10 protein-coding genes are annotated in these 12,268 nt (G+C 70.7%); 4 read left to right on the forward strand and 6 right to left on the reverse strand.

The window, feature by feature from the left end; all coding sequences use genetic code 11:
• Positions 1–39: 39 nt before the first annotated feature.
• Positions 40–645 carry a DUF7848 domain-containing protein gene (locus ACZ6I3_RS29070; RefSeq protein ID WP_469418581.1) on the forward strand — a complete coding sequence of 202 codons (606 nt, stop codon included), beginning with the start codon at positions 40–42 and terminating at the stop codon, positions 643–645.
• A 690-nt stretch (positions 646–1,335) separates the two neighbouring features.
• On the opposite strand, the gene uvrA is transcribed toward ACZ6I3_RS29070, so the two are convergent.
• Entirely contained in the window at positions 1,336–3,822 is a 2,487-nt protein-coding gene (uvrA, locus tag ACZ6I3_RS29075; protein WP_469418582.1) for an excinuclease ABC subunit UvrA, read from the reverse strand.
• Between the two features lie 82 nt (positions 3,823–3,904).
• Here uvrA and ACZ6I3_RS29080 point away from each other — a divergent pair, with 82 nt between their 5' ends.
• The 3 genes from ACZ6I3_RS29080 to ACZ6I3_RS29090 all read left to right on the forward strand — a co-directional run bounded on the left by ACZ6I3_RS29080 (position 3,905) and on the right by ACZ6I3_RS29090 (position 6,642).
• Positions 3,905–4,636: a MerR family transcriptional regulator gene (locus tag ACZ6I3_RS29080; RefSeq protein ID WP_469418583.1), complete on the forward strand. Its 732-nt coding sequence runs from the start codon at positions 3,905–3,907 to the stop codon at positions 4,634–4,636.
• 8 nt (positions 4,637–4,644) lie between these two features.
• The gene (locus tag ACZ6I3_RS29085; RefSeq protein ID WP_469418691.1) at positions 4,645–5,097 is read left to right on the forward strand and encodes a nucleoside deaminase; all 453 of its coding nucleotides are present in this window, start codon (positions 4,645–4,647) and stop codon (positions 5,095–5,097) included.
• 135 nt (positions 5,098–5,232) lie between these two features.
• Positions 5,233–6,642, forward strand: a complete 1,410-nt coding sequence (locus ACZ6I3_RS29090) for a condensation domain-containing protein (protein ID WP_469418584.1) — start codon at positions 5,233–5,235, stop codon at positions 6,640–6,642.
• A 78-nt stretch (positions 6,643–6,720) separates the two neighbouring features.
• Here ACZ6I3_RS29090 and ccsB read toward each other — a convergent pair whose 3' ends face one another.
• The 5 genes from ccsB to ACZ6I3_RS29115 all read right to left on the reverse strand — a co-directional run bounded on the left by ccsB (position 6,721) and on the right by ACZ6I3_RS29115 (position 12,261).
• Positions 6,721–7,818, reverse strand: a complete 1,098-nt coding sequence (ccsB, locus tag ACZ6I3_RS29095) for a c-type cytochrome biogenesis protein CcsB (protein ID WP_469418586.1) — start codon at positions 7,816–7,818, stop codon at positions 6,721–6,723.
• Entirely contained in the window at positions 7,815–9,524 is a 1,710-nt protein-coding gene (gene resB, locus ACZ6I3_RS29100) for a cytochrome c biogenesis protein ResB (protein ID WP_469418588.1), read from the reverse strand. The genes ccsB and resB overlap by 4 nt, the downstream gene beginning before the upstream one ends.
• Positions 9,525–9,527: 3 nt before the next feature.
• Positions 9,528–10,301, reverse strand: a complete 774-nt coding sequence (locus tag ACZ6I3_RS29105; RefSeq protein ID WP_469418589.1) for a cytochrome c biogenesis CcdA family protein — start codon at positions 10,299–10,301, stop codon at positions 9,528–9,530.
• A gap of 1 nt (position 10,302) precedes the next feature.
• Positions 10,303–10,905: a TlpA family protein disulfide reductase gene (locus tag ACZ6I3_RS29110; protein WP_469418590.1), complete on the reverse strand. Its 603-nt coding sequence runs from the start codon at positions 10,903–10,905 to the stop codon at positions 10,303–10,305.
• Between the two features lie 66 nt (positions 10,906–10,971).
• Entirely contained in the window at positions 10,972–12,261 is a 1,290-nt protein-coding gene (locus ACZ6I3_RS29115; protein ID WP_469418591.1) for a polysaccharide deacetylase family protein, read from the reverse strand.
• Positions 12,262–12,268 lie beyond the last annotated feature (7 nt).

Raw genomic sequence — 12,268 nt, forward strand, 5'->3', positions numbered from 1 at the left:
GCAACGCTCGATACACCCAGAGTTATGGAGGAGCACGCAATGGAACCGGGATCGCTCGTCTACGACCCCCACACGAACAAGGTCGGCGAGTACCAGGACAGAACCGGCTCGTACGTCATGCTGCGCCCGGTCGGCGGCGGCCGGGAGTGGCAGGCCGACCCGGAGCGGATCCGCGAGGCGACACGGGAAGAACGGATCAGCGCGGGCGTACGCGCGGCCAACGGCCGTTCCAGGGAGGGGATCACATGCGACCCGACCCGACCCCCCGTCCCGGTGCCCGGCTGCACGGCCTGCGAGGAACTCGCCACCCGGCGGGCCAAGGCCCGGGCGGCGTTCGACGGAAGTGCCGTGACGGACGCGAACGTCCTGCTGCGCAAGCACCAACGCGAAGAACACGGCGGGGAATCGACAGGGCGCAGGCTCTTCCGGTACGTCCCGTACACGATCGTCCAGGACGACTCCGCCCTGCCCGAGTACCAGGCGTACTGCGTCTCGGGCGAGGACGCGGACTGCGGGGCCGATTCCGGGCCCTGCTCGGCCCCCGCCGAGGTCGAGGAGTGGCAGCGCAGGCACACCCAGGAGACCCGGCACCTGCGCTACCGCCGCAGCTTCGCGGACTACGCGGTACTGGAGAGGCAGGGCTGACAAGGCCGACTGAGAGGAACTGTCGAGGCCGCCCGCTTCTTGCCAGTGTCGTGCTTCCACGAGCCGAGTAAAGGGCGCTCCGCGTCGGCTTCGCCGATGGCCCTCCGGGCCACCCTTGACTCGCCTCGCTCCAGCACGGGAGAGAAGCGAGCGAGCGGCCCGGAAACGCGGGTGGCCAGGCCGGCGACCCCTTCGGTCCGTCATACGACCACTCGGCGCCAGGGCAGCGCGCCCGCGCCTCGCCTGCACGCCGGGCGGGCTCAGCGGCCTGCGGCAGTGGGTGGCGGTGAACCCCGTCGACCCCATACCCACTCAAAAAGGGCAGCTTCTCTTGTGATTGGAGCGGATGGGCCAAGGGCGGGAGCAGCGCCGCTGGTAGGAGCTGGCCACCGTGCCCAAAGGCTCCACTCCCCACCACCCACCGATCGCCGCTGAGCCCACCCGGCGTGCAGGCGAGGCGCGAGGGCGCCCGTCGGCGCCGGTCAGCCCAGCAACGGGGTGAAGATCGCAGACAGGGTCTGGCCACCCGCCTTTCCGGGCCGCTCGCTCGCTTCTTCCTCGTGCTGGAACGGCCTGGGTCAAGGGTGGCCCGCAGGGTCATCGCCGAAGGCGACGCGAAGCGCCCTTGAGGCAGGCCGTGGAAGCACGACACTGGCCAGGAAGCGGGCGGCCCCAAGAGCACGGCACAGGTCAGCCAGTCAGGAACCCACCCGTCCGGGACGCCCGTGCCGTCGACACCTCCTGCGGGGTTCCCTCCGCCACGACCCGGCCTCCTCCGGCGCCGCCGACCGGCCCCAGGTCGATCAGCCAGTCCGACGCCCGCATCACGTCCACGTTGTGCTCGATGGTGATCACGGAGTGCCCGGCGTCCACCAGCCGTTGCAGCACACCGAGGAGACGGGTCGTATCCGCCGCGTGCAAGCCCGTCGTCGGCTCGTCGAGGACGTAGAGCGTGCGGTCGGCTGCCCTGCGCCCCAGTTCCTTCGCCAGTTTCAGGCGTTGGGCCTCGCCGCCCGACAGGGTGGTCGCGGGCTGGCCCAACGGCAGGTAGCCGAGCCCGACATCGGCCATCCGCCGCAGCCGTCCGGCCACCGCGGGCACCTCCTGGAACACTCCCAGCGCCTCGTCCACCGTCGCCTCCAGTACGGCCGCGATGTCGTACCCCTCGTATCGGACCCCGAGCACGTCGGGCCGGAACCGCCGCCCCCGGCACGCGGGGCACCGTACGTCCACGGCCGGCAGGAAGTGCATGTGGACCGACAGCACCCCGGCTCCCTCACAGCGCTCACAGCGACCGCCGGCGGTGTTGAAGGAGAAGTGGCCCGGCGTGAGCGCCCCCTTCGACCGGGCAGCGAACACCTCCCTTATGGGTGTGAAGACCTCCGAGTACGTCGCCGCGTTCGACCGTGGCAGCCGGCTCACCGGCTCCTGGTCGACCGTGACGATCTTGCCCAGGTGTTCCCAGCCGTCGATGCCGTCGTGCTCGCCGGGCTGCTCCCCGGCCCCGTTGAAGCGGCGGCGCGCGGCCCGGTCCAGGATGTCGAGCAGCAGCGTGGACTTGCCCGAGCCGGACGGGCCGGTGACCGTGACCAGTCGGCCGAGGTGGATCCGTACGGTCAGGTCCTTGAGGTTGTGGGCCCGGGCACCCCGGATCACCAGGGCCGGCCCTCCGCAGCCACCCCGCTCGCGTGACGCCGGCGGTGTCACCCGGCCCGAGAGATACGCCCCGGTCGGTGAACCCTCCGCCTCCGCGACCTCCTCCGGCGTGCCCTCGGCGACGATCCGGCCCCCGTCGCGTCCCGCCCCCGGGCCGACGTCCACGACATGGTCCGCCGCCCGCAGCACATCCAGGTCGTGCTCGATGACCAGCACCGTGTTGCCCAGGTCGCGCAGCCTGCGCAGGACGCGGACCAGGCGCTCGGTGTCGGACGGGTGCAGTCCGATCGTCGGCTCGTCGAGGACGTAGAGGACGCCGGTGAGGCCCGAGCCGAGCAGGGCGGCGAGGCGTAGGCGCTGGGTCTCGCCGGCGGAGAGGCTGGGCGTGGCCTGGCCGAGGGTGAGGTAGCCGACGCCGACGTCGACCAGCCGCCGCACCCGCTCCTCCAGGTCGGCGACGACCGGTTCCACGAGCAGCCACTCGTCCCCGTCCGACCGCTCCCGCAGACCGGCCAGCCAGGTGTCGAGGTCGGTCAGGGGAAGGCGGGCAGCCTCGACGATGGTGTGTCCGTGGACGGTCACCGCCCGGCTCTCCGGCCGCAGCCGGGTCCCGCCGCACTCCCCGCAGGGATGCTTCAGCAGGCCCTGCTGTTCGGCCCGTTCGCGGTACTCGGGGTCGTCGGCGCGCTCGTTGTAGCGGCGCAGCAGCGCTGTGGCGACCCCTTCGAAGCGGCCTCCCGACACGGTCGCCGGTGGATCGGTGTCCGGGAAGTGCCGCCGGAACTCGGGGCTTTCGACGCCGTGGAGCAGCAGGTCCCTCGGGATGTCGCCCAGTTCGTCGACCGGGGCGTCCGCGTCGAAGGTGAAGCCGTAGTGGCCGGCGGCGGCCCGCAGCACGGGGAGGCTCCAGTCGGTGTACTTCGCGTTCCAGCCCTGCACCGCGCCCTGGGCGACCGTGCGGGTGCCGTCGACCAGGCGCCGTACGTCGGGCCGGATCACCTCGCCGAGGCCGGTGCACTCCGGGCACGCGCCCGCGGGCTTGTTGAAGGAGAAGGAGCCCATCACCAGCTCGGGCACGGGCGTGCCGCAGTGCCGGCAGGGCGTCTGCCCGGCCTCGGCGTCCTCGTCGCCCTCGGCGTACGACGGCGGGATCTCCTTCCCGCAGCCGGGGCACGGCCGTACTCCGATGCGCGACCACAGCAGGCGGAGGTAGGTGAACACCTCGGTGACCGTGCCGACCGTGGAGCGGGGGCTGCGGTTGGTGTGGTGCTGGTCGACGCTGATGGACGGGGACAGGCCGGTGATCGAGTCGACGGCGGGCTTGCTGACCAGGCCGGTGACCATGCCCAGCGACTCCATGTACTGCCGCTGGCCCTCGCGGTGGAGGGTGTCGAAGGCGAGGGTGGACTTGCCGGAGCCGGACAGGCCGGTCAGGACGACCAGCTTGTTCTTCGGGAGGGAGAGGGAGACGTTCCTGAGGTTGTGGAGCCGGGCGCCGGTCACGCGGATGAAGGAGTCCATTCCTTCAAGTCTTCCATTGAAGTGCGGTGTTGAGACTTTTGAGCGATACGGCGTGATGGTCGCTGCCGTAACCTTCAAATCGATGACGAACGCACGCCGCCTGCGGCCCGTCGACCTCGCCCGGTCGGCCGGGGTCTCGACGCAGCAGATCCGCAACTACGAGGACGCCGGGGTGCTCCCGCCGGCCGACCGGACCGCGTCCGGCTACCGGGCCTTCACCGAGGTGCACCGCGGTGCGCTGCTGGCGTACCGGACCCTGATGCGCGGGTACGGGCCGGTCGCGGCGACGCGGATCATGCGGACCCTGCACGAGGGGGATGCCGCGGGCGCCCTCGCGCTGGTCGACGCGGCGCATGCCGCCCTGCACGAGGAGCGCGTCTCGCTGGGGGCGGCGAGCGAGGCCCTGGAACTGCTGGCGGCCGGGCCCCCCGCCCCGTTCCCCCGGTCCGGCGGGCTGCGCATCGGTGAGGTGGCCGCGCTGCTGGGCGTACGGACGTCCGCGCTACGGGTGTGGGAGGCGGCCGGGCTGCTCGCACCCCGGCGCGAGCGCGGCACGGGATACCGGGTCTACGAACCGGCCGATGTGCGCGACGCCCGGCTCGTGCACACCCTGCGCCGCAGTCACTACCTGTTCGACCAGATCCGGCCGGTGCTGGAGGGGTTGAGAAGGGAGGGCAGCAGTGCGGCCCTGCGCGCGGCCGTCGCGGCGCGCGGGGAGGCCCTGACCGCCCGGACCAGGGCCATGATCGAGGGCTCCGGGGCCCTCCACACCTACCTCGACCGGCTCACCGGAGCGACGAAGGAGACCCGATGAACGAGGTCATGGACCAGGCGCAGGCATGCGCGTGGCTCGCCACCGCCGTCGAGGAGGCCCGCGCCGGGCTCGCCGAGGGCGGCATCCCGATCGGCGCTGCCCTCTACGGCGCCGACGGCACCCTGCTGGGCCGCGGCCACAACCGGCGTGTGCAGGACGGCGACCCCAGCCTGCACGCGGAGACGGCCGCCTTCCGGGCGGCCGGGCGGCAGCGGTCGTACCGGGGCACGACGATGGTGACGACCCTGTCCCCCTGCTGGTACTGCTCCGGTCTGGTCCGGCAGTTCGGCATCTCCCGGGTGGTGATCGGCGAGGCGGTCACCTTCCACGGGGGTCACGACTGGCTCTCCGAACACGGTGTGGAGATCGTGTTGTTGGACGACGCGGAGTGCGCCGGCCTGATGCGGGACTTCATCGCGGTCAACCCGGCGCTGTGGAACGAGGACATCGGCGTCAACTGAGCGCACCGTTCAGGGCTCGTATCACCGTTCGAGATGCCATCCGTTCCATTGAAATGTGGCGAAAACCAGTGTCGCCAGAGGCGAGTTCGGCATTCCTTTGGTCGGGTCTATCCCACCTGCGAACGGAGACGCCCTGTGCGAATGACTGACATCCAGCGTTGCGAGGTGCGACCTGGGCGACTCGTCGAATGGACACTCAGTCCGGCGACCGTCGCGACGGCGAAGGCGCTGCCGGAGGACTCCAGGCCGCCGGCGTACATCCAGGAGTCGCATCTCCGGACGGCGCGGTCCGTGCGCGAGGACGGGCTGTTCGTGCCGACCTGGCTGGGCGCGGCGTTCGACATCCCGGGGCGGGCCGATCTGGACGCGCTGGGCGAGGCGCTGCGCGGCTGGACGCTGCGGCACGAGACCCTGCGCAGCGGCTTCCGCTGGGCAGGCGGTCCCGGCGACTCCATCCGCCGCTTCACGCTCGACGCCTCCTCGGTGTCCCTGCACCGCGAGGAAGCCGGCGACTTCACCGACCCGGCGGCCCTGGCCCAGCACCTCCAGGACCGCTTCGACACCACGGCGGACGCCCTGCGCTGGCCCAACCTCATCTACACGGCGGTGGTCCGGGACGACAGCACCAGCGTCTACATGGCGTTCGACCACAGCAACGTCGACGCCTACTCCATCCACCGCATCCCCGCCGAGATCCACGAGCTGTACGAGGCGGCCCGCGCGGGCGGTGAGGTGACGGCGGCACCGGTGCCGGAACCGGTCGGCAGCTACGTCGACTTCTGCGAGGCCGAGCGCGCGGACGCCGACCGCATCGACGCGGACCACGACACCGTCGCCCGCTGGCGGGAGTTCATCCAGCGCTGCGACGGCCGGCTGCCGAGCTTCCCGATCGACCTGGGGCTGGATCCCGAGGGCGGGCTGCCCACGCAGAAGTTCATGCGCGAGATGCTCGTGGACGCGGACGCCGCCGCCGCGTTCGAGGCGTACTGCCGCCCGTACGGCGGAAGCCTCGTCGGGGTCCTCGCGGCCAGCGCCCTGATCGTGCACGAGATCGGCGGCGAGCCCGTCTACCGCACGGTCGTGCCGTTCCACACCCGGGTGAAGTCCCAGTGGTCGCAGTCGGTCGGCTGGTACGTGGGCGGCGCCCCGATCGAGATCCCCATGTCCGAGGCCCCCGACTTCCCGAGCGCCCTGCGCACCGTACGCGCCGCCCTCCAGGCCAACCGGCGGCTCGCCCGCATCCCCCTCGCCCGGGTCCTGCACCTCCTCGGCGCCGACTTCCGCCCCACCTCCCCCGACCTCTACTCGATCGTCTCCTTCGTCGACACCCGCGCCATCCCCGGCTCCGACCAATGGACGGACCGGAACGCGTACGGGCTGCTGCGGGTGTCCTACGGCGACCAGGTGTGCGCCTGGATCACCCGGCTCCACGAGGGCCTGTGGTTCGCCAGCCGCTACCCGGACACGGACATCGCCCACAAGAACCTGCGGCTGTACGCGGAGCGGCTGCGGGACATCGTCACGAGCACCGTCGGCCGGTCCTAGGAGACGCGCCTGGAGACGGCGAAGGCCGGTTCCCGTGACGTGGAGTCGCGGGGACCGGCCTTCGTGCGTCGCCCGGGCCTACACGCCCGCGTAGGAGTGCTTGCCGGAGACGAAGATGTTCACGCCGTAGTAGTTGAACAGCCAGCAGCCGAAGGCGAGGAGGGCCAGGTAGGCGGCCTTGCGGCCCTTCCAGCCCGCGGTGGCACGGGCGTGCAGGTAGCAGGCGTAGGCGACCCAGGTGATGAAGGACCAGGTCTCCTTCGGGTCCCAGCCCCAGTAGCGGCCCCAGGCGTCGCCGGCCCAGATCGCGCCCGCGATGATCGTGAACGTCCACAGCGGGAAGACGGCGGCGTTGACGCGGTAGGCGAACTTGTCGAGCGAGGCGGAGGACGGCAGCCGCTCCAGGACCGAGGTCGCGAAGGTGCCGGGCGTGCCGCCGGTCGCGAGCTTGTTCTCGTAGGAGTCCTTGAAGAGGTACAGGATCGTCGCCATCGCACCGACGTAGAAGACCGCGCCGCAGAAGATCGCCGTCGAGACGTGGATGTACAGCCAGTACGAGTGGAGGGCCGGGACCAGCTGGTCGCTGGCCGTGTACAGCACCGTGACGGCGAGACCCAGGTCGAGCAGGACCGTGGTGATCAGCGGCAGGCCGAGCCATCCGACGTTCTTCTTCAGGGCGAGCAGCCCGAGGTACACGCCGACGGCGACCGTGGAGAAGGTGATGTTGAACTCGTACATGTTGCCCCACGGCGCCCGCTCCACCGACAGGGCGCGGGTGAGGACACCGCCGAACTCGATCAGGAAGGCGAGCACGGTGAGGGAGACGGCGATCCGGCCGTACAGGTCGCCCTGCTCGTCGCCACCGGCGGCGCCCGGCCCGTCCGGTACGTCCCGCTGACCCGACGCGGCCCGCACGGTGACCTTCGGCCGCTCCAGGACGGCGGTGCCGCCGGCCTTGTTCACGGTGACGGCCGGGGCCGCCTTCTTCTCGGCCTGCCCGGTGAGCGCGGCGGCGGTACGGGCCACCTTGCTGCGGCTGCCGAAGAGCCATTCGGCGATGTGCGCGAAGAAGGCCAGGGTGTAGACGGCCATCGACGAGTAGATCAGCACATTGCTGATGCTCGCGAGATTCTCGTTGGCGGCGGCGGCCAGATCGGTTGCGGCGGCGAGAGTCATTTCTCAGCCCCTTCGGCAGGTACGGGGGAATCTGCGGGGTCGTCGGGGTCGGGCGCGCCCGGGGCCTGGTCGTAGAGGATCCCGGCGAGGTCGCCGAGTTCCTCCGGGACCTTGGCGGACTCGCTGCGGCCGAGGCCGCCCATCTCGACGACGGTGACGCCGTCGGCGCCTCGGACCGCGCGCACCCAGACACGGCGGCGCTGGATGAACAGGGAGGCCGCGAGGCCGCCGATCGCGGCGAGGGCCCCGGCGAGGGCCCAGCCGCCGCCGGGCTCCTGGACGACCTGGAAGCCGGCCCACTCCTTGACGGTCTTGCCGAAGGTGACCGAACCGGCGCCGTTCGGGAGCGTCATGGAGTCGCCGGGCCGCAGCAGCCTCTTGAACAGCTTGCCCTTGGAGTCCTTGAACTCCTTCATGTTGGTCTTGTCCATCTGGTACACGCTCTGCGGGATGCCCGAGTCGGCCCCGAGGTCGCCGTGGTAGGCGGACAGCGCGAGCAGCGGAGAGTCCAGCGCGGGGAACTGCGACAGCATCGTGCCGCTGGCGTGGCCGCCGTAGGTCGGCACGAGGAACGCGTTGAAGCCGAGCTGTTCCTTCTTGCCCTGGGCGTTGCGGTAGCCGTCGAGGACCTTGACGACTCCGGAGGAGGTGACGTTGGCGTCCAGCGGCAGCAGCGGCACGGCGTCTTCGTAGACGACCTTGCCCTGGGCGTCCCGGACGGTGATGACCGGGGCGTAGCCGTGGCTGACGAGGTAGACCTTGGAGTCGCCGATCTCCAGGGGGTGGTTCACCTTGACGGTGGTGTCGCGGTCCTTGCCGTAGGGGCCGTCGCTGTAGGTGAGGTCGGCCTCGTAGACGCGCGGGGTGCCCTTGTTGGGGCCGGTGCGCTCGTAGGTGCCGGTGAACTTCTTCAGGTTGAAGCTGAACGGCACCAGGTCGTCCGACGAGAAGAGGTTGCCGGACTTGAAGTCGTCGTACTGGGTGAGCGTGTTGGAGAAGCCGGCGCCCTCGACGACGAGCTTGTTGCCCTCGGACTTGTAGAGCTGGCCCCAGGCGAAGGCGACCAGCATCACGATGAGGGCGATGTGGAAGACGAGGTTGCCCAGTTCGCGTACGTAGCCCTTCTCGGCGGCGACGGCGTCACCGGCGAGGTGGGCGCGGAAGCGGCGCTTCTTGAGCAGGGCCAGGGCGGCCTCGTGGACCTGCTCGGGTTCGGCCGTGGTGCGCCAGGTGGTGTGGGCGGGCAGCCGGTTCAGCCGCTTGGGCGCGCCCGGCGGGCGGCCGCGCAACTGGCCCACGAACTGCCAGGTGCGGGGCACGATGCAGCCGATGAGGGAGATGAACAGCAGGATGTAGATCGCGGAGAACCACACCGAGCCGTAGACGTGGAACAGGCCGAGCTTGTCGTAGATCTCGCCGAGGGTCTCGTGGTTCTCGCGGAAGTCGGCGACCTTGGTCTCGTCCTGGCCGGACTGCGGGATGAGCGAGCCGGGGATCGCGCCGAGGGAGAGCAGCAGGAGCAGCAGCAGCGCGACCCGCATGGAGGTCAGCTGCCGCCAGAACCAGCGGGCCCAGCCGATGACGCCCAGGGCGGGCAGGTTGGGCAGGTCTTCCTTGGGGGCGGTGGAGAGCTGGGAGCCGGCGGCGCCCAGGTCCTGGTCCTCACCGGCGGGCGGGGCCGGGTCGGGGGCGGTGGTCTTGCTCATCGATCAGATCCCCACAGTGAAGCCGTCGGACCAGACCTGCATCTCCTGCACGATGCGGTCCCACGCGCCGGTCAGCAGCAGCAGACCGGTCACGATCATCATGATGCCGCCGACCCGCATCACCCAGACGTAGTGGCGCTTGATCCAGCCGAAGGCTCCGAGGGCCTTGCGGAAGGCGACCGCGGCGAGCACGAACGGCACGCCCAGCCCCAGACAGTACGCGACGGTCAGCAGGGCGCCGCGTCCGGCGCTGCCCTGGTCGGAGGAGAGGACGAGCACGGAGGCGAGGGTGGGGCCGATGCAGGGGGTCCAGCCGATCCCGAACAGCGCTCCGAGCAGGGGAGCGCCGATCAGCCCGGCCACCGGCTTGCGGTGGAAGCGGAACTCTCGCTGGGTGAGCCAGGGCATCAGGCCCATGAAGAAGACGCCCAGGAGGATCATGAAGACGCCGAGCACCTTGGACAGGATGTCCTTGTGCTCCTGGAGCGTGTCGCCGAAGTAGCCGAACAGAGCCCCGGAGGAGACGAACACGGCGGTGAAGCCGAGGACGAACAGAGAGGCGCCCGCGACCATCCGGCCGCGCCGGGCCTCGGCGAGGTCGGTTCCGGCGACCCCGGTGACGTAGGAGAGATAGCCGGGCACCAGCGGCAGGACGCACGGCGAGAAGAAGGAGACGAGGCCGCCGAGCAGCGCGATCGGCAGGGCCGCCAGCAGGGCGCCGTTGAGCACCGTGCCGTTGGGGTCCGCGACCGCGGCGAGGGTGGTGACGTCGGTCACGTCACTTCTCCGCGACGACGGGCTTGAGCATCTTCAGCAGGCGTTCCTCGCTGAGCGCGGACAGCGAGCGGGCCGCGATCTTCCCGTCCCGGTCGAGGACGAGGGTGGAGGGGATCGCCTGCGGGTTGAGCGTGCCCTTGTCGAAGCGCAGCAGCAGCTTGCCGGTCGGGTCGTAGAGGCTGGGGTAGGTGATGTCCCAGTCCTTCTCGAAGGCGAGGGCGGCGCCGGTGGAGGTGTCGCGGGTGTTGATGCCGACGAACTGCACGCCCTTGTCGGCGTACGCCTTGGACACCTTCGCGAAGTACTTGGCCTCGGCGCGGCAGGGGTTGCACCAGGAGCCCCACACGTTGAGGACGACGACCTTGCCCTTGAAGTCGGCGACGTCGAGCGTCTTGCCGGCGATGGTCTTGCCGGACAGTTCGGGGGCCGGGGTGCGCTCGCCCTTGGCGGCCGTGGCGGTGCCGTCGGAGCCGGTGACGAAGTTGGTGTTGCCGCCCCCGCCGGAGGTGCCGCCCGAGCCGCACGCGGAGACGAGCAGTGCGGTCGCGGCGAGACCGGCGGCAAGGGCGGCGTTACGCAGGGGGGCGCGGCTGGCGGCACTCATGTGAAAAGTTTCGCATGCCCGTTCCGGGGCTCTCGCGCACCCCCCTTGCGGGCGGAAAACCGCATTTCAGGCAGCGTTTTTCGAGGGCGTCCCGGCCCCCTGCGGGGCCTGCTCGACGAATCCCTTCCAGCCACCGGCCGGTTGCTGCCCGACCCCCAGCGTGCGGAGCCTGTCGAGCACCTCCGGCTTCTGCACGTCCAGCCAGTCGGTGAACTGGCGGAAGGAGACGAGGCGCACATCCGCGCCCTTGTCCTTCTCGCGCGCGATGTGCTTGAAGGCCTCCTCCACGGCGTCCATGTAGATGCCGCCGTTCCACTGCTCGAAGTGGTTGCCGATGAAGAGGGGCGCGCGATTGGACTCGTAGGCCCGCTGGAAGCCCTGGATGTACGCCTGGGCCGACTGTTCCCGCCAGCCCGGGTAGTTGTGCGCGGGCGCCTTTGTGGTGCTTATGGACTGATTTGCCAGCATGTTGTAGTCCATCGAGAGGACCTCGAAGCCCCGGCCGGGGAAAGGTATCTGCTGCAAGGGCAGGTCCCAGATCCCCTGCCGCTTCACGGGCCACACCTGGAGGCCGCCGGGCGAGGAGGCGTCGTAGCGCCAGCCGAGCTCGCGGGCGGTGGGCAGCAGGTTGTCCTGGCCGAGCAGACAGGGCGTACGGCCGCCGACGAGCTCCTTGTCGTAGTCGAACGGCAGGGACGGCAGGTCGGTCCAGCCGGTGTTGGTGCGCCACTCCTTCACGAAGGACTTCGCCTGGTCGATCTCGCTGCGCCACTGCTGGGGCGTCCAGTTCTTGACCGAGCCGTGGGCCTCGCCGCAGAAGTGCCCGTTGAAGTGGGTGCCGATCTCGTGGCCCTCCAGCCAGGCCCGGCGGACGTTCTTCAGCGTGTCCTTGACGTGCGCGTCGGTGAGGTAGCCGATGTCGGAGGCGCCGCGCGGGTTGTTCGGCGGGGCGTAGAGGCGCTTCTTCGACTCGGGCAGCAGATACAGCCCGGACAGGAAGAAGGTCATGCTCGCGCCGTGCTCCTTGGCCAGGTCCAGGAAGCGCGGGAAGAGGCCGTTGCCGACCTCGCCGGCGCCGTCCCAGGAGAAGACGACGAACTGCGGCGGGGTCTGGCCGGGCTCCAGCGGCTCGGGCTTGCCGGGCTGGTGGGGCTGCTTGCCGGTGTGGGCGGTGGAGCCGTCGCCGATGGGCCTGGCCTTCGGCTTCGGCTTGGAGCCGCCCTGGGCGGAGTCACCGGAACCGTCGGCATGGCTCGACCCGTCCGACCCGGTGAGGCCGCCGCATCCGGCGAGCGAGACGGCGGCCGCGGCCCCCGCGCCGAGTCCGAGCATTCCCCTGCGGGAGTAAGGGCGCATGGCATCC

It is taken from the genome of Streptomyces sp. NPDC041940 (assembly GCF_055589465.1).